Genomic DNA, 19,772 nt, shown 5'->3' with positions numbered 1-19,772 from the left:
CATTTGGCACTAATGATGAGCGAGTATAGATACACAAAAGAAGATCGGATAGGCCAGCTAAACGCTCTTATTCCAGCTCTAGAAAATCTTATTACATACTTAAAGGATAATGAGCTTTTCTTAGATAATGTACATTCTTATGAGGACGCTCTGGACGAGGCTAAGAGATTGCTTATCGAAGGTTTTACTCAAAAAGAGCTTGGAGCACTTGAACGATCCGTTCCAGACCTGTTTTTCAGACATAAAGAGTGGATTCCTCCTCTCGAAAATGAAGGCGATTATTCAACTCCAGCAAAGTGGTTTGAAGAGTTAGAAAAACGCTTACAACCTGCGAGGGCTGCAGCAGGTATTCTCAGTATCATCGGTTACTATTAAGCCTAACAATTGGCAGCGATTCTACATGGTAACGCCGCGTCACTTTTGAGTGGTGAATTTAAACGAGAGTGAATTAGAGTCTGTTTCTTTTTTAATAAATAACCAAAGCCCAGCGGTGGCTAGGCTTTGGCGCACGCCATTATTTGGTTAATGGTGCTAGGTCAGCTGGACGGTAGTAAACCGATTTCAGCACTTTACCTTTTTTAATGGTTTTGCTCTCAGAAACAAAATCTTCGGCGCATTTAGCGATGATGTAACCGCCTTTTGCTACGCCCATCAGCTTCACGCCTTGCTTGGCGTAAAATGCTTCTGTCTCTGCGTATTCTTGTTCGTTACGGCACACTTTGCTCATGTTTGAGCTGTGTACTTCATCCCAGCAAGGGATAAAGTCGATACCACGGTTGACTGCAACGTTCAGCAGAATGTCGATAAGGTAGCTAATAGCTAGGTTATCCGACACTTTCTCGTTGCCAAGATGCACTAAGCGACCCATCAAAACGTACACGCTGTCGACAATCGCATCGGCTTGCTCAGTTTTGTTTGGCGCTTCAGCAAGTTCTGTCATCTCTTCAACGATCAGTGAAGTGTGCAGGCTATCTTGTTGTGCATTTAACGTGTCAGGTTGAGCAACAGGAAGATCGAAAGTTGAACGGAATTCAGTAATGTCGCGATACAGGTGATCAAAAATTTCTTGCGTTAGCTTACTTAATTGCATGGATTCGGTCCGGTTGGGGCTTATAGATTAAAAACAAACAAGACGCATCGCTGCGTCTTGTTCAATTGCGTTTAGCGATAACTTAAACGTAAAGTTTTGCTAAATCAGAAGGTTCTAGTTCTTTACCTTCAAGCTGTGCGTTCCAGTTGGTGCCAACCAGTACGCCATCTTCGGCAAGAGTTAGTAACCAGTCTTCCACAAATACGTCTAGTGGGATTTCTACCACTTCGAAATCTGCCCACTCTTCAACGTTGTGGATTTCTGCGTCAGCTTTGCTTGACCAGAAAGGCATTACTTCGCTTTCTTCAAATTCAGTTGATTCACAAGACAACCAACCTTCTTCATTGCGAAGGCCCCAAACCAAATGAGATTCTTTTGTCTCAGCAACGAAAAGATCAAGGTTTGCTTGGATGTCTGCAGTTAATTTGCTCATGTTATTCTCTCATAGAAAATGCTGCCGCTAGGGTAGCACTTTCAAGGGGTAAAGCCCATTAAGAATTTCTATTTACCGAGTTAGTTGCTGTCGTTATGTACGAGATCAAATAACGATGGTTTTTGCCCAATAACGCTCTTTAGTTTATGTATGCAAGAGACTATTGGCGAAACAAATACGGGAACAATTGGCGACGTTCTTCTTCGGTCAAAGCCGAGACGCGCGCAATGTTGGTGTCTGGAATTGCTTCAGGATTGGGATAGTGGCGCAGCACTTTTTCCATACTCTCTTCACGAATGAGATGGAAAATTGGATAAGGTGCACGATTGGTCAGGTTTTCTGCATCATCAGGCTCAGTGCCTGCAAAGCAGTAATCAGGATGGAACGTCGCAACTTGATAAGTGCCTTCCCAACCTTGTTGACTAATTAGGGCTTCAACCCAATCAATAAATTGGTTGTAATCCCAGAAGTCTTGCAACATGTTTGGCACCACAACCAAAGTGGTTTCTAGCTCACTAACGGGAGTCTCCTCCAGAGTAGTGAACTGCGCCAGAATGTCTTCAAGAAGCGATTCTTCTTTATCAGCTTGGCTGACAAAGATCTTAATTTGTTGATTGCGCTGGGGTTTGGCAGCAAAAGGACATAGGTTAAGACCGATGACAACGTCATCAAGCCATTGGTTAACCGTGGCTGCAATGGCTTGAGTATCTGTGGTTGAGCTCATAATGCTTATCGTTGTTATTGTGGATTTGCGGCAAGCATAGCACAAACTGCTAGCGAGACGTTTTAACAAATCCATGGTTTGGCTCAGTTTGGGACAATTGGCTGCGTTTGTGCAGCATCCAACACAGAGCAAAGATCACCAAATAGAGCACCATTCCGCCTTCAATCACACCATCCCATCCACCATGTTGCCAGCAGTAAAGCAGGTAAAAACCGCCTAAGCTACCACCAATATAGTAGTGCACTAAGTAGAGTGCCGTCGCTGTCGCTTTGGCTTCAGTCGCTTTACGACTTACCCATGAGTAGGCGAGGGTGTGGGTGAAAAATGCGCCAAAGCTGATGCACATTAACCCCAGTAAAATAGCGGGCAACTGTTCAATGCGCGCTAACCACATGCCGCTCATACTAATGATGGTGCCCAGTACCATACCGCTTACTGAGGAGTGACGTTTTACCCACAGCGATGTTAAGCGCGAGCTTACTGTACCACCGAGATAGCACAGGAAAATTAATGATGCTAAACCAACAGGGAGTGAATAGGGGGCGGCAACCAGGCGAAATCCTGCAACGGAATAAAGGTTCACAAACAGTGCAAAGTTGGCCGCGCCAACGAGCATCGCGAGCCACAAAAGCGGGTTACTTAAATGATGTAACATCGAACGATTGTGTTCGCGAAAACGGCCTTTCTGGGGCACAAAGTGTTGCTGCACCGGTAGCGCATACGCCACCCACAAGGTGCCAATTAAAGTAAAGGTCGCCATAACAACCACCGCTTGCTGCCAGCCCAAAGCATCGGTTAATACACCGCCGGTGATACGTCCTGAAATGCCCCCAAGGGAGTTGGCGGCAATGTAACTGCCAATCGCTTTACTAAAAGCGGTAGCCGAGAGCTCTTCCACCATATAAGCAACCGCAACTGACGCAAAGGCCGCTAACGCCACGCCCATCGCTGCTCTTGCCATTACCAATAGCCAAAATTGGGTGGTTAACAACATAAATAAGCTAATGATTGGCATAGCAAATAAGCCAATCAACATCACTTTTCTACGTCCGACCGATTCTGAACCGATTGCCCAAGGGACCAGTGTTACTGAAAGTGCCAGCGTTGAAGCGGCGAAAATCCAGTTAGTTCGGGTTTCTGAAATCGAGAAATGCTGAGCCATATAAGGCAGCATTGGTTGAAATAAGTAGAGATTAGAGAAGACCAAAAATGAGCCAAAGGCCAGAGCAAAAGTGACTTTACGGTATTGTGGTGTATGCAGTTCAATCATGATGACAACTCGATCATTAACAACGTGATCAAATTAGCAGTGTTAGGTCAATTAATAAAATATATTGCCTGTATCACCACTATATCTAAAATTTATCGACCATGGAAACTCGTCATTTACGCCATTTTGTGGCGGTTGCCCAGCAGGGCAGTTTTACTCAAGCAGCGCAGCTACTGCATATCGCTCAGCCAGCGTTAAGTATCTCAATCAAGAAATTTGAGCAGCAACTTGGTGTTACCTTACTTAAGCGCGATGAGCGCAAAGTGTCGTTGACCCATGAAGGCGAAGTGTTACTAGAGCACGCGCTTAGGATTTTGCGGCAGCTTGATGATGCTCAATTGGCAATGGATGAATTAAAAGGGGTGGTGAAAGGCGAAGTACGATTAGGCACGCCAAGCATGATGGGCTCTTACTTTTTACCCGAAATCATTATGGCGTTTAAAAGCCAATTCCCCAATTTGAAAATGACGGTGTTAGAAGCGGGTACGCAGTCGATTCGACGCATGTTATTGGCGGGTGAATTGGATATTGGTGTGATCCTCAATCACGATGTGCCACCTGAGCTGGACGTTGATCCGATTTTATCTTCACAAATGGTGGCTACCGTTGGCCGTCATCATGAGTTGGCGACTGCGAAATCAATTGATTTTGAAACCTTTTTTGAACATGAATTGGTGATGTTTAAAACCGGTTATTTCCATCGTGAGTTTGTAGATAAGGTGTGTAAAGAGCATAAGCTTGAAGCAAAATTCTCTTTTGAAACCAATCTATTGCCGATGATTTTAAGCATAGTAAAACATGAATATGCGATTACGGCGTTACTGGAATTGGTCACGGACCAAGAGCCGGATGTTGTTGCCGTGCCATTTGATCCGCCAGTGTGGCTTGATTTGGCTTTGGCATGGCGCAAAGAGGGTTATCTTTCCCATGCCGACAAAACGTTCATTGAGTACGTAAAGAAATACGTTTAACTCATCAACTTCTGCGGCAATACGCATTGCCGCGTTACTAACTGACTAACTGACTAACTGACTAACTTACTAACTAACTAACTTACTAACTAACGACTGACTACTGTACAGACTAGTTACTGCTGTACATGCGGTCGAAGTTTTTAGGATTCCAGCCGATCATCAAACGGTCGCCGATTTTCAACACAGGGACACTGCGCGCACCAATCGCGTCTAACTCTTTGCGTCCACGTTGCATTTTGGCATTACACAGACGGTATGGAATCTGCTTACTGTCTAAATAACGTTGGGCATCTTTGCAGTGTGGGCACTTGTCTTTAACGTAAAGGACAACTCGTTTCATGGTGCTTACTCGTATTGTTCTCGGGGCGCAGAGTTTACCTGTGGCGCTAGCGACTTGCAAACCTATCGACACAACAGATGAATCACGCTGAGCTTTGGGCTACACTTAGCGCCCTTTTAAAGATTGAGTCAATTGAACATCGCCATGACAGATCCAGTGCTGAAATACATTCAAGGTTATCCAACGAATATCGTCGAATCCGTGGAACGCTTAGTTGCCAATCAACAGTTAGTCAGTTGGTTTGAGCAGCGCTATCCGCAGCGTCATGACATTCAAAGCGAAAAAGCCTTGTTTCAATATACGATGGCACTGAAAAATCAGTTTATGAAGAAAACAGCACCACTGAGTAAAGTGGTGTGGGATGGCAAAATTCATTTGATCAACCATGCATTGGGTTTGCACACCTATGTCTCACGCGTGCATGGCAATAAGCTCAAAGCCAAAAATGAGATTCGTATTGCGCAGGTATTTAAATCGGCTCCCGAACCTTTATTGCGCATGTTGGTGGTGCATGAGCTGGCACACCTAAAAGAGAAAGATCATAACAAAGCCTTTTATCAACTCTGTTGTCATATGGAGCCGCACTATCATCAGCTCGAGCTGGATGCGCGTATTTTTATGATGGTACAAGAGTTAAAAGGAGCTGAAGCATGAGTCGTGCGCCGCTAATCAACGGTATCCCCGCTGACCAGTTTTTTAAGAAAAAGTCCACTAAGCGTCAATCGTCTGCAGATGAATCACTAAGTGATGAGCAAAAGCAAGCGCAAAAACGGGCTAAGCGCGCGGCAGCAAAAGGTAAGAAGCCAGCGAAGATGGGCGAAAGTGCACAAACGGTTAAGCCGCGTAAAAGTGGCGCTCAACCCAAAAAATCTCCAGCTGAGGCAGCGGCGCTTAAGGTCAAAGTCATTACTAGCCCAGCCGGTTTGCATCCACGCAATCGTCATCACGGTCAGTATGATTTCACGGTTCTGTGCCAAGCCGTGCCAGAACTTAGGCAGTATGTGGTGAAAAATCCCCTCGGCGTTGACACCATTCCTTTTGCTGACCCTGTGGCGGTAAAACGTCTTAATCAAGCGTTATTGGCTCACCATTATGGTGTGACTGAGTGGGATATTCCGCAAGGATACTTGTGTCCACCGATTCCTGGACGTGCCGATTATATTCACCGTGCGGCTGAGCTATTGCAAAAAGAGTTCCCACAATTGGCGATGTCTGATGTCACCCTGTTGGACATTGGCGTTGGGGCTAACTGTATTTACCCCATTATTGCTGCTGTGGATTATGGTTGGCAGGTGAAAGCCTCCGATATTGATCCGGTTTCGGTTGAACAGGCCAATAAGATTGCCCAGAGTAATGCGGTGCTTAAGGGTAAAATTGCTTGCCAGTTACAATCTCAAAGCGAGTCTATTTTTACCGGGATCATTGCGCCGAATGACCACTTTGTCTTGACCACCTGCAACCCTCCTTTTCATAGTTCACTTGAAGAGGCGCAAAAGGGCACTGAACAAAAACGAGCTAACTTGGCAAAAAATGCACAGAAACGTCAGGGTGGAAAAAGCGTGATGAGTAAAAGCTCTGGGCTCAATTTTGGTGGACAAAAAGCCGAGCTTTGGTGTCCGGGCGGTGAGGCAGCATTTTTGCAGAAAATGGCTCGAGAAAGTGCGCTCTTTAAAGACCAGGTACTCTGGTTTAGCTCGCTGATCTCGAAAAAAGAGAATGTACGCTGGATGCGTAAACAACTTGAGCAAGTTGGAGCGGTCGAGGCGCAAGTCGTCGAAATGGCGCAAGGTCAAAAAATCAGCCGTTTTATTGCATGGAGTTTTCAAAATGCTAGTCAGCGCAAAGTGTGGCTGAAGGAAAAATGTTAACTTTTTGAGCAAGATAATTCGCTAATATTGTAATTACGCGATACTAAGAGTGCTTGCTCGCAGGAGGTTGATATGGACTTCGAATTTTTTGTACCTTGTCAGCCTGATTGGCTTTGCGTTCCTTTTATGTCGGTGTTTACCCTACTGTTGCTGGTGGGGTTGTTCTTCTTTTGTCGTATGTTGTTTCTTGAATATTTGAAGATGCAGCGAGCAAGAAAGACACGCCGTTTACGTCGAGTGCATTATCGGGACCGCAAAGGGGGGCGTGACGGGCGTCCTACCAACGTGAAATAACCTGTTTAGTTCGTTGAACATTTACTACTGGTCTTTTTTCTTTAGTGATTGGTCTTTAGTGGCTGTTTTACTGACTAGTTTTAGTATCCGGTTTTTAGTTTCTAGACACTGAGGCTAACTGGCGCTCAATTTCTGCCGTGTAACGACTGTTACCAAATCGCCTCACATAATGCTGCAGCCTTTCCTTAACTACATCCCATTGTTTGGTTTCACTTGCCCAACGAATCATATAACGTTGCAGCCGTTCATTATCGGGAGAGTAGTGCAGGGCGTGGGTAAAATAGCGTAGCGCTTTGTCATCTTGCTTGGCTTGCCAAGCGCATAAGGCGGCGTTCTCGTAAGTTGCTGCAATATCGTGGTAATTAGGCGAGGCAACGGCGCGTTCAAAAAAGGCCAGTGATGGAGCATATTCTTTTTGCCGACAGAGAAACGCGCCGTAGTTATTCAGTAAATCGCCACTTTGTCGATGATCCTTGAGGGCATCGGTAAACGCCTTGCGAGTTAATCCCAGTTCACCAACTTGCTCGTAGTAATAGGTCATGGCCAGTTGGGCGGAGAGGTAATGTGGCATCACTTCTAACGCGCGATCTAAATTCTGTTTGGCTTTGACGCTATCATGCTGTTTGAGATAGGCAAGACCTAAGGCAATTCGGGCATCCGCGATCGCTTGAGGATCTTGAGTGGTCTTTTGCGAGGATTGATGAACACAGCCAGACAAAAGGCACAGTAGCAGTGATAAGAAAAAATATCGCTTGGTCATTTTCGGCGCTCCTAACCAAAGGAGTGCTATCTTAAAAAGCGCTTAGGTGCTCATCTAGCCTGTTGCATTCAGTGTGCGAGTGAGATGGCAAAAACGGCTGAGAAGCACTGACAAAAAAGGCCACATTCTGGTGGCCTTTGTCTTTCAATCTCAACTCACTGATGTCACTCTGTCGCTGCGGCGAATCAATCTTCGTCTTTGGTGAATTTGTCTTCGCTGAAGTTATCCAGATCGTACGGTGTTTGTTGGTAAACGCAGTAGTTAAGCCAGTTAGCAAACAGCAGATGACCATGGCTACGCCAGCTGGCGTGAGGCTGGTTTTCTGGGTTGTTATCTGGGTAGTAGTTCACTGGCATTGCTGGATCTAGCCCCTCTTTTACATCACGAATGTATTCATTGTGTAAGGTAAAAGCATCGTATTCTGGGTGACCTGTGACAAACACATTACGTTTATCTTTGGTGGAAGCCAGATACACACCTGCAACTTTAGAGGTCGCAAGAATGTCGAGATCGGTATGCTCGGCTAAATACTCCACATCAAAATCGGCGTAACGTGAGTGCGGCGCAAGGAAAGTATCATCAAAACCACGCAGTAATGGGTGGAACTGTTGACGAATTTCATGCTGATAAACACCAGAAAGTTTCTCTTCGCGGGTGCGTTTTGGCAAGTTGTAGATCAACTTCAGTGCCGCTTGAGCAGCCCAACACACGTAAAGAGTGGATGTCACATGACTTTTCGCCCAATCCATAATGCGTTTGAGGTGATCCCAATAGACAACATCTTCAAACTGAACCAAACCCAAAGGCGCACCAGTGATGATCAAGCCATCGAAGTTGCGTTTTTCCACCAGTTCAAATTGACGATAGAAGGCGTTGAGGTGCTCTTCTGGCGTATTTTTGCTTGGACGATCGTCAATACGCAGCAGCTCAATGTCGATTTGCAAAGGTGAATTGGACAGAAGACGTAAGAATTGAGTCTCTGTCTCTATCTTTTTCGGCATAAGATTTAAGATCAACACTTTGAGTGGTCGAATTTCCTGAGTGGAAGCACGAGACTCAGGCATCACAAAGATGTTCTCATGTCGTAACACATCTCTAGCCGGTAATTGATCAGGTATCTTAATAGGCACAGCTTTCTCCCTAAGCGATATTTATGGACGTCTATACATCTAGACTTATAACCTAACTGCTGAATGATGTCGAGAGCAAAATGCGTAGGCATTAAAAATAAGTTACGCTAAAAAAGAGAAAACAGTAAACTTCTTTCTCGCCTTAAGCTGAGTCGGCTTAGTGGTTGGTTTCTTAGGTTTTAATATTGATAACAAAGAGTTAAATAAGTATGTCACTGAACATTACCTTGATTCGAGGTTTACCTGGCTCGGGAAAGTCGACCCTCGCCAAAACTTTACCCGGTGTTCATTTGGAAGCGGACATGTTCTTTGTTAATCAACACGGTGACTATCATTTTCGCCCTGAACTGATTGGTCAAGCGCATGATTGGTGTCAGGCTCAAAGTGAGTACTGGCTATCGGAAGGGCACAATATCGTGGTATCAAATACCTTTGTGCGCCAATGGGAAATGGCGTTTTATCGCAAGTTGGCGAGAAAATACCAAGCCAAATTAACCATCATGGTGTGCCGAGAACAGTATGGCAATGTCCATGGTGTGGACGATAAAACCATCGCTAAAATGAAAAAACAGTGGCAAGAACATCCAAGGGTAAATTCGGCCAAATAGTTTGTTTGCTTGAGCAAGTTTTACCGTTTGTTAGATACTTAGCCTTCTTATCTCTGTTGTCTCTCTAATCTAAAATAGAGTCCGAATGGCATGTTGAGTGCGTTGGTACGTTACCCACGCTAGTACGCCCCAAACCACGGTGAGTAGCCACAAATGAGTCCATTGCGTCGCCACTTGGGGCCAACTTGCGCCCATTTGATTTAACGCTAAAAAACCTTGAATTGCCGGAGTGCTGGGAAACAGGCTCACCAGGGCCGTGAGCGGCTTGGGTAAACTCTCCACTGGCCAGATAAATCCTGCCGAAAAGACCAGCGGCATTGAACTGACCAATACCAATAAGGTCACGTACTCTCGTTTGGGCGTTGCAGCGCCAAGCACCATGCCGATAAATACTGAGCAGAGTAAAAATGGCAAAAGTAAGGTCATCAATTGCACCGGGTTGGCTAAGGTATTGACGCCATGAAAATGAAAACTGCCACCAAAATAGTAAGCGCTGAGCACATAGTAGACCGCTACTAACACGATAGACCGCGTAAGCAATATCTTCCACGTTGGTTCTGACCAACAATAACGGTTTGATCGGTAATCTGTTTTTTGTGTCCCTCCGATAAGCCCTGCTGCCATCACTAAGGTTTGCTGCAAAATCAGCACAAAAACGGCAGGGACAACATAATCGACATACCCCATGCGCGCGTTAAAGGTCGGTTTTAAATTCGATAACGTTGGCGCGTAACCCGATTGTGCTTGCACTAAAGCCTGCCCTTTGGCCAGTAATCGCGTGACTTTAGCCTGTGCAGATAAAGTGCCAGAGGCTTTAGCAAGCCCTTCCGCTATGGTGCCATAGACAAGAAAATACGAGGCATCGCCCGCGTAGGAGAGGGTCGGACGACTGCCTAACATCAAATCACGGTAAAAATGTTCGGGGATCACCAAAAAACCAGTAATGCGTTGTGCTAGAAACGCTTGCTTGGCGTCAGCGATGGTTTCCATGCGCGTCATCACCGCAAGTTGTGGTGTGGCGTCCACCATTCGTTCTAATTGATAACTGATGGCGCTCCTATCAAGATTGACCACAGCAATCGGCTGCTTCAGCGGTATTTGATGCGCGTAGGGTAGCGGATAAAGATAGGAGTAAAAAAACACGCCACCGAAGACGGTTAATACCACCACAGCGTTACGAGTGAGGGCTCGCCATTCTTGCATCAAAACACTTAACATGAGTGATCCTCCGCAGCCCTAGACGATGGGGTTAAACGCCTCGGCGCTAGCCAGAGAACCGCAGCCAATGGAATGGTATACCACAGCAAATTCAGCATGGTGGGCAGAGATTCCCAAGAAGATAGACCGTAGTTGACTTGTTGAATTTGTACTTCAATGTAGTGGCTAATCGGCAAAATATCGCGCCATAGCGTAGCGAGTGTGCCCATATTGGTGGCAGGGAAAGTCACCCCCATAAAAGCGAAACTAGGGGCGGTGTAGGCTGCTGCAAAACTTAGGCTTCGCGCTGCATCAAGGGTAATGAGATAAAACAGAATTCCCATTACGACACAGGCTGCGATGGTGAGCCACTGCGCCGCGAGGATCGCGATAAGATGTCCATGATTTGGCCATCCAAGTAAGCAATAAAACCAATAGAGATACCCCATTCCTTGGAGCGCAAACCACGGCAGATAAGGTGTGATGACTCTTAGCAGTTGAGTAAGCGGTGCCTGTTGCCACTGCACTTCATCTTGCGTCTGCTGGTGGTTGTTCGCCAACACCATGATCACACTCGCCACAATAATAATCTGCCACAGCGCTGGGATAATGCCTGAGAGCAAAAACTGCGCGTAGTTCATATTTAAGTTAAATAGCGGGGTCATTTGCGTTTGAATGGGAACCGCATTAGCAAGGGCTCCAAGTGTGGTTTGCTGACCACGAGATAAGGTTTTGACCAAGTCGACCTTGGCATTGAAAGAGGCTTGCACGGTCGCTACCGCAGAATTCACTAATCGCCCAGTTAAAATGTATTGGCTGTTATAAAAGGTGGTCACCGTGGGTTGATGACCCAGAGTTAGGTCGCGATCAAAGCGATAGGGGATAACGATGTACGCGTAAATTTTACTCTGGATCAGATCATCACTGGCTTGATCAACAGAGGCATAATAGCGCGTGACGGCGAGTGTCGATGTGGCATCGACATCGCGAATCAAGCTTCTTGATAACGTGCTGTGGGAGAGATCGACCACACCTATTGGTAAATCTCGCACTATCGCCGCAGAGAAAATCCACCACAAAAACGCAGCCAGCAGCAGAGGTAACCAAATTACGCTCCACTGTAGCCATCGGTTATCTTGAATAGATCGCCACTGCTGTTGCCACATAGTCAAAGTGTCTCTTTAGATTTAAGGGGTCAATGTTACCGCTATGCTCATCCCCATGCGCAAAGCGCTGCTTGGTTCAACGGGGCGGGCTTCCACTTCAAACGTTCGTAAATCAAAACCTTGGGTCGCATCCGTCGAACGCCATGTGGCAAAATCGCCCATCACGGCGATGTGTGTCACTTTAAAGTCGAGGCTTTTCTGTAATGCTGGAACATAGGCTTTAATAGTCGCGCCTTTGGCAAAGTGGCGAAGATAGTCTTCACGCACATTAAAAACGGCCCAAGTGTCTTGGGTGTCAATCACGGTCACAACGGGAAATCCTTGCGGAGCTAACTCACCACTGTGCAGTAAGACTTGTGAGACTTCACCGTTAAACCAGCTATTGATCTTGGTGTCGGCTGCATAAGCTTCCACTTCAGCCACGGCTCCTGCGGCCGCTTTGGCTTTCTCAGTGGCCGCTTGAATGGTCTCTTTACGCGCGCCTTCTTTGGCTAATTCAAACATCTGCTCGGCAGCACTTTCGGTGTACTTAGCCGCTTGCCATTGAGTTTGGGCTTCATCGCGTTTTTGCTCTGAAACCACGCCATCTTTATAGAGGTTGTTAACGCGTAGATAAGTTTTTTCTGCAAGCTCTGCAGCCGCTTTGGCTTTTAACCATTGGTCTTTGGCCGCTTGAACTTGTTGTTCCCGTGCGCCATTTTTGGCTTCACTTTCCAACGCACCAGCGGCTTTTTGCCCGGCGATGGCTTGTTCTAATTTGGCTTCGATTTCAGGGCTGTGAATTGTAAAGACTAACTGGCCTTTTTCGAGTTGATCGCCTTTACGTACAAAAACTTGGTCAATTCGCCCCGCGACTTTGGAGGAGATACTGTATTGCTGCGATTCAATTTGCCCCTGTAAACGAATGGGTTGCGGTTGATAGGCGAGGTAGAAGCTGTACGCTATCCATCCGATGATGCCGAGGGCTATCAGGCCAATCAACGACAATTTCAGTGATTTCATACAATCTCCTTAAGGATGAGTTAGCGCTGGCGATGAGGCGCTAAGGAAAATGGCATTGTGATGATAGTGTTCAAACGAATTCATTTCGCTGCTTAACGCCAACAAACGGGTTAGGGCAATCAAATAGTTAAACCCCGCCACTGACTGCTGAGTGCGAATACTGGCTTGATAAAGTTCGGCATCAACCACATCAACCGATGTGGATAAACCTTGGCTAAAGGCAGTTTCACGCAGGCGCAAATTCTCTTTGGCTAACGCTAAACTCGAATCCAGACCTTGGACTTCTTCTAAAGCTTGCTCAGCCTCAAGATACGTTTTCTGCACTAAGACGGATAAGTCTTGGCGAGCTTGCGCACGAAGATAACGCACTTGGGTCATGGCGCTGCTGGCAGCTTGCAATTGTTCACCTCGGCCGGTGTTTTCCGTCAGCGGAATGCTTACGCCAATCCCGACCATCCAATCGGGTTGCAATTGACTGGCGATGGTATCTTCTTCGTTAAGCTTGTAGTTGCCGTAAAGATAGACTTGCGGGAAGTATTTACCTTTCTCCGCTTTGGCTAAGCTCTTTGCTTGCTGCTCTTTGGCATCCAAAATAGCCAGCCCTGGATAGGTTTGCTGAGTCTGCTCATCAAACGCACTCATCGGCGGCAGGGTTGAGTTGATAAATAGGGTGCCACTTGGTTCAACAAGCGTGTTTTGACCAAGAATTTTGGTTAAAGCGTTTTGGGCGATATCAAGATTTTTGTGAGCCTTGTTTAAATCGACCACCGCTTTGTCTAATGACACATCGGCTTGAAGACGTTCGACATGGGCAATTTGCCCTTGCTGCTCCAATTTAACCGCATTATCGCGGTGCGTTGTAAGTCCTTTCACTACGGCTTGACGAGTTTGAACCACTTCTTTAGCCAGTACCACACTGAAATAGTATTTGGCCAAATCTTCATAGCGGGCGAGCATTTCCATTTTAAAATGCGCCGTTGCTTCTTGCTCTTTACCCAACGCTCCTTCCTGCGCTGCCGTAATTCGACCACCGGTAAAAATAGGCCAAATGGCGCGCACCGAAGAGGTGATGACATCTTGCTCACTGATGGTGGTGGAAAAACCCGAAAGGCTACTGACATCTAGATTGAGTCCCGCCAATATCGCGGCTAGAGAGGCAGAGATATCCGATTTAGTATTACTAAAAATTTGCTTACCAGAGAGCGTGATATCGTCATCTAAATGAGTGTAATTAGCACCGATCGAAATTTGTGGTAAATCGAGGCTGGACGTCGCTTCGGTTAAATGGCGGTAACGATCCACATTGGCTCGTTCAGCGGCTAAAGAGTTATTATCGCGTTGGAGCAGGTCCCACGCTTGGACAAAAGAGATAGGAGCGGCGTTAACCGGTAGAACAGAACAAAACGAACACCACAGTAAGGCACGAACAGTTTTGAGCATGGAAATTCCAATCAGATTTCGTTTAGAGTTAATACTCTACATTTTCCCTCTTCATGTCTTTGAGTTTCCTCTCGTTTTACGATGACAGCGTAAAGGTGATTTCCCTATACGAGATGACCGCGCAGCGTTCGTTTACTCATGAGGGTTAGAAGGGCAGTAATGTTCGGCACGCCATTCCAAATCCTCGGTTCCTAACATAGTAAACAGCACGTCCTTACCGGACATTTGAGGAAAGGAAAGCATGACATGAACGTTATCGTGAGCTTCCGAATCAACTTCGTAAGCGCGCACACATGTAAAGGTAGACTGTAAATGATGAAACAGCATATTGCGGTTTAAACAGATCCCTAAATCGTCACGTCTCATGGCCATCCTCCTTTGTGTTGGTGTGTTCTTTGACTGCGAACGTCGATACTTCCTTGTTCTGTTTTTAAGTATAGAAGTTAACTGAGTATTGGAATGAAAATCTTTGTGAACCCTGCCATACAAAATAGAGTGAAAAATTTGCTATTTTCAGCTTCCGAACTACGCCCACAAAGGCAGTGCAACCATGAGCATTGTGTGTGTTGACCTAATGAAATGGGGGTAAATAGTGAAGTGAAACTCAATTGATAGAGCTATCGCTAGACGATAATTGAATCAGCATCTAAAGTTGATCTCATGCTTGGAGCATCACAGAGTCGTGGTAACGGATTAACCGAGAGTGGTAAAAAGTCATTAATTTATCTGTCTTATTAAAGTTTTAGCGAGTTTGGCCGCCATAGTAAGGGATAAAATAATGGAAAAAGAGTGCCTTAGGGTGACGTTAAACTGTTCTGGAGTGAGTGAGCCACCAACGTCGCGTCGTTTTCATACAGAGAATCTGCCACATGCTAGGGTGTGTCAGAGCTGGACGACTGGGTTGTGGCATCGATCATTCATTTGTGGGTAACAGAATGACGTTAGCATTTGGCAATCTGGAAAGAGACAAATTTGATGAGCCTAAAATATTTACGGCTAAATCATTGATAAAATTAAGACGCTTATATTAACAGATTGCGGTATAGTGGGCTGCTCGACATGGAAGCGCTCTAGTGCAAGACGAGCACAGACTGTGATTTATCGGCGTGAAGTCGAAAGCGTAGCAAGATACATTCATCCCGGGACGATGTGATAATTATGAGTAAAGCAAGCAGTTCAATCTTACTAGAAAGCGGCACCAATGAGCTTGAGATCATTGAGTTCCATTTAGAAAAGGTGTTACCAAACGGTAAGACGAAAACCTGTTACTACGGCATTAACGTTGCTAAAGTGCGAGAAGTCATTCGAGTCCCAGACACGACCGATTACCCTAACGCACAACCTCACATGATTGGTGTGTTCTCTTCCCGGGAAATCCTCACACCGCTGGTGGATCTGGCTGGATGGCTAGGTGTGCCAGTCAGTCCTGATATCAGCAAAAAATACGTTATCGTGACCGACTTTAACCGCATGACCAATGGCTTCTTAATTGACAGCATTAGTCGCATACACCGTATTTCTTGGAATGACGTTGAATCCCCAAGCCAATTCCTTGAAGCTGGCGAGCAGGACTGTGTTGTCGCTGTGGTTCGTAAAGAAGATAAGCTCATCATGATCTTGGACTTTGAAAAGATCATTGCTGATATCAACCCAGAACTGAGCATGGAAAAATACGACGTTAAAGTGGACCGTACTGTCGACCTTAACCGTAAGATGGTGGCAAAACGTAACGGTAAAACCATCATGGTGGTGGATGACTCTGCCTTTATTCGTAGCTTGATTCAAGACACCCTAAGTTCTGCAGGTTACAACATCATTGCTTGTAAAGATGGTGGAGAAGCCTTTGAAAAATTAACTGAAATTGCAGCTCATGCCAAATCCGAAGGGGTGACTGCTGCAGAATTTGTTAACGCTGTTGTGACAGACGTAGAAATGCCTCGTATGGACGGTATGCACTTGGTGAAACGTCTGCGTGAAAGTGAATCGTACAAAGAGATGCCAATCGTGATGTTCTCATCATTAATGAGTGATGATAACCGCGCTAAAGCCTTAGCACTTGGGGCGAACGACACTATCACCAAACCTGAAATTGGTAAGATGGTAACCTTGATGGACAAGTTTGTTTTCTAAGTTCTCGTTATCTTAAAAGCGGAGCCCACGTGGCTCCGTTTTTGTTTTGGTTAACAAAAACAACAAAAGCAGGGTGATGGCACGGCTTTCACCAGTGTAATGGCGCAAATATTTGGATTGTCTCTAGCAATTCCCTTAAAATTTCGCTAATTATGAATTAATTACTCTATGCGAGCGGAGCTCTTATCACCATGTTCAACATATTCATCGTCGTTGTTGTGTTGGTTGTCTTCTTCTATTTCACGCAAAAGTATCTGCTCAAACAGGAAAACACGGCGGAGTATCAATATCGCAAAAAAGGGCCGTTGCTCAATATGTTTGAAGGCGCTTTTTATAACGCGTTAGTGGCGGCAGTCGGTGAGCATGGTGTTATCTTGGCGAAAGTCTCGATGAGTTCGGTGTTGGTGCCACATAAAACCAAAAACAAGAAAGAGTGGTTTATTGCTAATAATCAAATTGCCAAAAGTTATTTCGATTATGTGGTGTGCGATGCACGTACTCTCGAACCACGCGTTGTGATTGAACTCGATGATGGTCGCGAGCTGGACAAAGGTAAAGTTGAGCGACAAAAGCTGATTATGCAGGTGTGTAAATCAGCAGGCATTCCTTTGATTGGCGCTAACGTAAAATACAGTTACCAAGTTGGCAAACTGCGTCGCTTATTGGCGGCGCATATTGACTTGATTGAATCAGACAAAGAAGTGCGTTTTTGTAAACGTTGCGGCAGCCCTATGGTAATTAAAGTGGCAACACAAGGGGAGTTCAAAGGTCGACGTTTTTTTACCTGCAGCCGTCAACCTCACTGTACTTATACTGAAAACTACAATGTCATTTTTGATGACGAAGAGATCGACTCTTAATTCTGCGCTTTTTGTTGAACCACGTCGGTTTCTAGCTCGGCATCCTGTGGGGTTGCTGGGCATAAACGCACTTGGTTACGGCCACTCTCTTTCGCTCGATAAAGCTCTTTATCCGCCATTCGCAGTAAATCACCCAAATGATAGCCGGTCTGATACTCACAAATACCCACACTAAGCGTTAAGTGAATGTGGTTATCGTTGTAGACGTAAGGATTGGTGGCGACCAAATTGCGGATACGTTCACCTACTTTTTCTGCTTGAGCGATGGAGTGATTAAACAACGTGACACAAAATTCTTCACCACCGATACGAAAGAGATTGTCATCGCCCACTACTTGCATGATAAGTTGACTGGTTTCTATTAGTACCTTATCACCCACATCATGGCCATAACGGTCGTTAATCGATTTAAAAAAGTCCAAATCGATAATCAACAAGCTCAACTGCTCTTCGTGGCGATGACGCTCAAAATGCCCAAAAGCTGTGGTCAAGGCGAGCCGATTGTGAGTGCTGGTTAATGCATCGCGCGAGGCTAAGCTACTTAATGTTTGTTCGACGTCACGACGGTTGCCCTCGTAGATATGAGAAATCAGCCATACGGTGGCATAGCTGCTAATCATATTGATGAGCAGATTGATTAGGGATATTTCATTAGAGTTAAAAGAGCGGTAACTCAAGATGCCCAATTGCAGTATCAGTATGGTGATCGAAGCATACAGACCGTGTTTACGTCCGAGTAAAGCGTACATCAGTAGCGGACAAAGGGTTGTCCAAAGCAAATTGTAATTGGCCAAAGGTAGGGAGGCGTTACCATAAGTAATAAGCAAAACAATCAGATAGACGAAATTTCGTACATCACGATCACGATGCTGATTCTTCTTTGATAAATAGTAAATTCGAGCCGAATAACAACAGAAAAGCACCTCAACAAATCCACTTGTGAACGAATTGAGTTTTATCATGTAAAAGAGAGCAAAAAAGGCGGACATGCCAGTTAAAAATAAACTGACCCCTGAGAGTAACGATGCTCTGATGGTATGAGAGTTATCGAAAAGTTTTGCGTCCATGCGAACTAGCCAAGTGAATGATTTTATGGTTATTGTTTGTTCAGCGCTATATTACCTATTTCTCGGAGTTAGTACACTGGATTTTTGAATCAGATTCACAAAAAGTGATGTACAACTCGATTTGGTACATCTTGCACCAAAACGGTGTTTTGGTGTAAAAATAACCAAACTGATCGCGAAAAAGCCAGTTGATTCAAAAAGTAAGAATTTGCACTTGCGCGAGTCGAAAACTGTCGCTAATATCCTTCTCGTTCCCAAGCAGTGCGTCCGTAGCTCAGTTGGTTAGAGTATCGCCTTGACATGGCGGGGGTCGGTGGTTCGAGTCCACTCGGACGCACCAAATATCTTCGGAACATCACAATGTGCGTCCATAGCTCAGTTGGTTAGAGTATCGCCTTGACATGGCGGGGGTCGGTGGTTCGAGTCCACTTGGACGCACCAGAATTTAAAACAAAGCCCACTTTTAGTGGGCTTTGTTGTTTCTGACCATTTCTTTTTTTCACTTTTCTTTGTCTTAGTTCAATAGCTTAATTGATGGTTAAACTGCCTTAAGTCCAATGTAAGACAAATACCATTTTGTGAATGGGCTCATTGCTACGTTGGACTCTAAAGAACAATGCGACAAAGAACACCGTTCGTTATCGCATCATCAATAGATTTTTGGCCAAAGATTTATTATCTCAATAGCTAAGTTAATTCAGAATAGCTTTGGCTGAATAGCGGATATGATCTGCTAGGACTTTTAGCGCTTCTTCTTTATTTCTCTCAATCACCAAATCTTTAAGCCGACGGTGATATTCAACGCTGCGGTTGGAACTAAACTGAAACGTTGTGCTATACCGGCGATAGCGATCGAACTGAGAGTTAAGGCTTTTCACAAAAAATAACAACCAGTTAGATTGTGAACCGGCCAGTAAAGCTTGGTGAAACTCTTCATGCGCTTTATCTAAATCATCACGACTTTCTTGAGATATTTCGCCCAATTCATGGACGCGCTTTTCTTGTTGGGCCAAAAGGTGGTAGGCAGCTACGATATTACTTTCCCATTTTAAATCACCTTTCTCGATCGCCATTTCTAGTGCCATACATTCCAGCTTAATACGGGAGTTGGTGATGTCTTCAAAATCACTTTGTGACATGACAGGAACGCGAAAGCCTCTTTGCCCAGAATTAATTAATAATTGGCTTTCTGCTAGGCGCGAAAGTGCCTCTCTCAAGGGACTATAACTCACGTTGTATCGTTCTTTTACCGACTCCAATTTGATTTTTTCACCGCTTGGATAGACACCGTTAATGATGTCTTTCTTAAGAGCTTGGTAAATCATCTCTGATGTTGTTAGCGCTTCTTGTTCACTCATTATTGGCTTCCTGTATCAACACGTCTTTTGCGGTCATTGGATAATATCTCAAAAACCTCAT

22 protein-coding genes and 2 tRNA genes are annotated in these 19,772 nt (G+C 45.3%); 10 read left to right on the top strand and 14 right to left on the bottom strand.

The annotated features are described in order from the left end of the window. The first annotated feature begins 12 nt into the window (after positions 1-12). The gene (locus tag OCV11_RS09490) at positions 13-375 is read left to right on the top strand and encodes a hypothetical protein (protein WP_261892560.1); all 363 of its coding nucleotides are present in this window, start codon (positions 13-15) and stop codon (positions 373-375) included. A gap of 139 nt (positions 376-514) precedes the next feature. Here the strand turns inward: OCV11_RS09490 and OCV11_RS09485 are convergent, their stop codons facing one another. The 4 genes from OCV11_RS09485 to OCV11_RS09470 all read right to left on the bottom strand — a co-directional run bounded on the left by OCV11_RS09485 (position 515) and on the right by OCV11_RS09470 (position 3,517). Beyond that, complete coding sequence (locus tag OCV11_RS09485) at positions 515-1,090, bottom strand: nucleoside triphosphate pyrophosphohydrolase family protein (protein WP_261892558.1); 576 nt, start codon at positions 1,088-1,090, stop codon at positions 515-517. Positions 1,091-1,172: 82 nt separating this feature from the next. Beyond that, the gene (locus OCV11_RS09480) at positions 1,173-1,523 is read right to left on the bottom strand and encodes a DUF2750 domain-containing protein (protein WP_261892556.1); all 351 of its coding nucleotides are present in this window, start codon (positions 1,521-1,523) and stop codon (positions 1,173-1,175) included. A gap of 160 nt (positions 1,524-1,683) precedes the next feature. Next, the gene (locus tag OCV11_RS09475; protein ID WP_261892554.1) at positions 1,684-2,247 is read right to left on the bottom strand and encodes a DUF1415 domain-containing protein; all 564 of its coding nucleotides are present in this window, start codon (positions 2,245-2,247) and stop codon (positions 1,684-1,686) included. A gap of 49 nt (positions 2,248-2,296) precedes the next feature. Beyond that, positions 2,297-3,517 (bottom strand): MFS transporter, encoded by a 1,221-nt coding sequence (locus tag OCV11_RS09470; RefSeq protein ID WP_261892552.1) that lies wholly within the window; start codon positions 3,515-3,517, stop codon positions 2,297-2,299. A 101-nt stretch (positions 3,518-3,618) separates the two neighbouring features. Between OCV11_RS09470 and OCV11_RS09465 the strand changes: the two genes are divergently transcribed. Further along, entirely contained in the window at positions 3,619-4,488 is an 870-nt protein-coding gene (locus tag OCV11_RS09465; RefSeq protein WP_261892550.1) for a LysR family transcriptional regulator, read from the top strand. A 112-nt stretch (positions 4,489-4,600) separates the two neighbouring features. Here the strand turns inward: OCV11_RS09465 and OCV11_RS09460 are convergent, their stop codons facing one another. Next, positions 4,601-4,831 (bottom strand): glutaredoxin family protein, encoded by a 231-nt coding sequence (locus OCV11_RS09460; RefSeq protein ID WP_261892548.1) that lies wholly within the window; start codon positions 4,829-4,831, stop codon positions 4,601-4,603. A gap of 144 nt (positions 4,832-4,975) precedes the next feature. Between OCV11_RS09460 and OCV11_RS09455 the strand changes: the two genes are divergently transcribed. The 3 genes from OCV11_RS09455 (at position 4,976) to OCV11_RS09445 (ending at position 6,993) form a co-directional block, all read left to right on the top strand. Continuing rightward, a complete protein-coding gene (locus tag OCV11_RS09455) occupies positions 4,976-5,485 on the top strand; it encodes a M48 metallopeptidase family protein (protein ID WP_261892546.1) in 510 nt (169 codons plus the stop codon). Positions 5,486-5,643: 158 nt separating this feature from the next. Beyond that, positions 5,644-6,699, top strand: a complete 1,056-nt coding sequence (rlmF, locus tag OCV11_RS09450) for a 23S rRNA (adenine(1618)-N(6))-methyltransferase RlmF (RefSeq protein WP_373332824.1) — start codon at positions 5,644-5,646, stop codon at positions 6,697-6,699. Between the two features lie 72 nt (positions 6,700-6,771). Next, positions 6,772-6,993 (top strand): hypothetical protein, encoded by a 222-nt coding sequence (locus OCV11_RS09445; RefSeq protein ID WP_261892542.1) that lies wholly within the window; start codon positions 6,772-6,774, stop codon positions 6,991-6,993. A gap of 94 nt (positions 6,994-7,087) precedes the next feature. Here the strand turns inward: OCV11_RS09445 and pilW are convergent, their stop codons facing one another. Beyond that, positions 7,088-7,753, bottom strand: coding sequence for a type IV pilus biogenesis/stability protein PilW (gene pilW / locus OCV11_RS09440; protein WP_261892540.1), 666 nt, complete (start codon positions 7,751-7,753; stop codon positions 7,088-7,090). 185 nt (positions 7,754-7,938) lie between these two features. After that, positions 7,939-8,883: a homoserine O-acetyltransferase MetA gene (metA, locus tag OCV11_RS09435; RefSeq protein WP_261892538.1), complete on the bottom strand. Its 945-nt coding sequence runs from the start codon at positions 8,881-8,883 to the stop codon at positions 7,939-7,941. Positions 8,884-9,092: 209 nt separating this feature from the next. Here metA and OCV11_RS09430 point away from each other — a divergent pair, with 209 nt between their 5' ends. Next, positions 9,093-9,491 (top strand): ATP-binding protein, encoded by a 399-nt coding sequence (locus tag OCV11_RS09430; protein WP_261892533.1) that lies wholly within the window; start codon positions 9,093-9,095, stop codon positions 9,489-9,491. Between the two features lie 69 nt (positions 9,492-9,560). On the opposite strand, the gene OCV11_RS09425 is transcribed toward OCV11_RS09430, so the two are convergent. From OCV11_RS09425 to OCV11_RS09405, 5 genes are all read right to left on the bottom strand, one after another. Continuing rightward, positions 9,561-10,709 carry an ABC transporter permease gene (locus OCV11_RS09425; RefSeq protein WP_261892531.1) on the bottom strand — a complete coding sequence of 383 codons (1,149 nt, stop codon included), beginning with the start codon at positions 10,707-10,709 and terminating at the stop codon, positions 9,561-9,563. Further along, entirely contained in the window at positions 10,703-11,854 is a 1,152-nt protein-coding gene (locus tag OCV11_RS09420; RefSeq protein ID WP_261896267.1) for an ABC transporter permease, read from the bottom strand. The genes OCV11_RS09425 and OCV11_RS09420 overlap by 7 nt, the downstream gene beginning before the upstream one ends. A gap of 21 nt (positions 11,855-11,875) precedes the next feature. Next, positions 11,876-12,856: an HlyD family secretion protein gene (locus tag OCV11_RS09415; protein WP_261892528.1), complete on the bottom strand. Its 981-nt coding sequence runs from the start codon at positions 12,854-12,856 to the stop codon at positions 11,876-11,878. Positions 12,857-12,865: 9 nt separating this feature from the next. Then, a complete protein-coding gene (locus tag OCV11_RS09410; protein ID WP_261892527.1) occupies positions 12,866-14,296 on the bottom strand; it encodes a TolC family protein in 1,431 nt (476 codons plus the stop codon). Between the two features lie 132 nt (positions 14,297-14,428). After that, entirely contained in the window at positions 14,429-14,662 is a 234-nt protein-coding gene (locus OCV11_RS09405) for a hypothetical protein (protein WP_261892525.1), read from the bottom strand. A 792-nt stretch (positions 14,663-15,454) separates the two neighbouring features. Between OCV11_RS09405 and OCV11_RS09400 the strand changes: the two genes are divergently transcribed. Next, positions 15,455-16,426: a chemotaxis protein CheV gene (locus tag OCV11_RS09400; protein ID WP_261892523.1), complete on the top strand. Its 972-nt coding sequence runs from the start codon at positions 15,455-15,457 to the stop codon at positions 16,424-16,426. Positions 16,427-16,617: 191 nt separating this feature from the next. Beyond that, positions 16,618-17,286: a DUF2726 domain-containing protein gene (locus OCV11_RS09395; protein WP_261892521.1), complete on the top strand. Its 669-nt coding sequence runs from the start codon at positions 16,618-16,620 to the stop codon at positions 17,284-17,286. Here OCV11_RS09395 and OCV11_RS09390 read toward each other — a convergent pair. After that, positions 17,283-18,353 carry a GGDEF domain-containing protein gene (locus OCV11_RS09390; RefSeq protein ID WP_261892519.1) on the bottom strand — a complete coding sequence of 357 codons (1,071 nt, stop codon included), beginning with the start codon at positions 18,351-18,353 and terminating at the stop codon, positions 17,283-17,285. The two genes, OCV11_RS09395 and OCV11_RS09390, sit on opposite strands and share 4 nt — an antisense overlap. 263 nt (positions 18,354-18,616) lie before the next feature. On the opposite strand from OCV11_RS09390, the gene OCV11_RS09385 reads away from it, so the two are divergent. Together OCV11_RS09385 and OCV11_RS09380 are read left to right on the top strand one after the other, a co-directional pair. Beyond that, positions 18,617-18,693 (top strand) — tRNA-Val (locus OCV11_RS09385). 24 nt (positions 18,694-18,717) lie between these two features. Beyond that, a tRNA-Val gene (locus OCV11_RS09380) sits at positions 18,718-18,794 on the top strand. A 251-nt stretch (positions 18,795-19,045) separates the two neighbouring features. On the opposite strand, the gene OCV11_RS09375 is transcribed toward OCV11_RS09380, so the two are convergent. Further along, a complete protein-coding gene (locus OCV11_RS09375; protein WP_261892517.1) occupies positions 19,046-19,711 on the bottom strand; it encodes a GntR family transcriptional regulator in 666 nt (221 codons plus the stop codon). Positions 19,712-19,772 lie beyond the last annotated feature (61 nt).

It is taken from the genome of Vibrio porteresiae DSM 19223, from assembly GCF_024347055.1.
Classification (GTDB): Bacteria; Pseudomonadota; Gammaproteobacteria; order Enterobacterales; family Vibrionaceae; genus Vibrio; species Vibrio porteresiae.
The sequence above is the reverse complement of the archived record's forward strand: the minus strand, read 5'-3'. Positions and strand labels throughout refer to the sequence as shown.

Bases quoted from the DNA above. Each gene is read 5' to 3' on its own strand.
- OCV11_RS09490 (WP_261892560.1), top strand. From the start codon at position 13: ATGATGAGCGAGTATAGATACACAAAAGAAGATCGGATAGGCCAGCTA.
- OCV11_RS09485 (WP_261892558.1), bottom strand. From the start codon at position 1,090: ATGCAATTAAGTAAGCTAACGCAAGAAATTTTTGATCACCTGTATCGC.
- OCV11_RS09480 (WP_261892556.1), bottom strand. From the start codon at position 1,523: ATGAGCAAATTAACTGCAGACATCCAAGCAAACCTTGATCTTTTCGTT.
- OCV11_RS09475 (WP_261892554.1), bottom strand. From the start codon at position 2,247: ATGAGCTCAACCACAGATACTCAAGCCATTGCAGCCACGGTTAACCAA.
- OCV11_RS09470 (WP_261892552.1), bottom strand. From the start codon at position 3,517: ATGATTGAACTGCATACACCACAATACCGTAAAGTCACTTTTGCTCTG.
- OCV11_RS09465 (WP_261892550.1), top strand. From the start codon at position 3,619: ATGGAAACTCGTCATTTACGCCATTTTGTGGCGGTTGCCCAGCAGGGC.
- OCV11_RS09460 (WP_261892548.1), bottom strand. From the start codon at position 4,831: ATGAAACGAGTTGTCCTTTACGTTAAAGACAAGTGCCCACACTGCAAA.
- OCV11_RS09455 (WP_261892546.1), top strand. From the start codon at position 4,976: ATGACAGATCCAGTGCTGAAATACATTCAAGGTTATCCAACGAATATC.
- rlmF (WP_373332824.1), top strand. From the start codon at position 5,644: ATGGGCGAAAGTGCACAAACGGTTAAGCCGCGTAAAAGTGGCGCTCAA.
- OCV11_RS09445 (WP_261892542.1), top strand. From the start codon at position 6,772: ATGGACTTCGAATTTTTTGTACCTTGTCAGCCTGATTGGCTTTGCGTT.
- pilW (WP_261892540.1), bottom strand. From the start codon at position 7,753: ATGACCAAGCGATATTTTTTCTTATCACTGCTACTGTGCCTTTTGTCT.
- OCV11_RS09430 (WP_261892533.1), top strand. From the start codon at position 9,093: ATGTCACTGAACATTACCTTGATTCGAGGTTTACCTGGCTCGGGAAAG.
- OCV11_RS09425 (WP_261892531.1), bottom strand. From the start codon at position 10,709: ATGTTAAGTGTTTTGATGCAAGAATGGCGAGCCCTCACTCGTAACGCT.
- OCV11_RS09420 (WP_261896267.1), bottom strand. From the start codon at position 11,854: ATGTGGCAACAGCAGTGGCGATCTATTCAAGATAACCGATGGCTACAG.
- OCV11_RS09415 (WP_261892528.1), bottom strand. From the start codon at position 12,856: ATGAAATCACTGAAATTGTCGTTGATTGGCCTGATAGCCCTCGGCATC.
- OCV11_RS09410 (WP_261892527.1), bottom strand. From the start codon at position 14,296: ATGCTCAAAACTGTTCGTGCCTTACTGTGGTGTTCGTTTTGTTCTGTT.
- OCV11_RS09405 (WP_261892525.1), bottom strand. From the start codon at position 14,662: ATGAGACGTGACGATTTAGGGATCTGTTTAAACCGCAATATGCTGTTT.
- OCV11_RS09400 (WP_261892523.1), top strand. From the start codon at position 15,455: ATGAGTAAAGCAAGCAGTTCAATCTTACTAGAAAGCGGCACCAATGAG.
- OCV11_RS09395 (WP_261892521.1), top strand. From the start codon at position 16,618: ATGTTCAACATATTCATCGTCGTTGTTGTGTTGGTTGTCTTCTTCTAT.
- OCV11_RS09390 (WP_261892519.1), bottom strand. From the start codon at position 18,353: ATGGACGCAAAACTTTTCGATAACTCTCATACCATCAGAGCATCGTTA.
- OCV11_RS09375 (WP_261892517.1), bottom strand. From the start codon at position 19,711: ATGAGTGAACAAGAAGCGCTAACAACATCAGAGATGATTTACCAAGCT.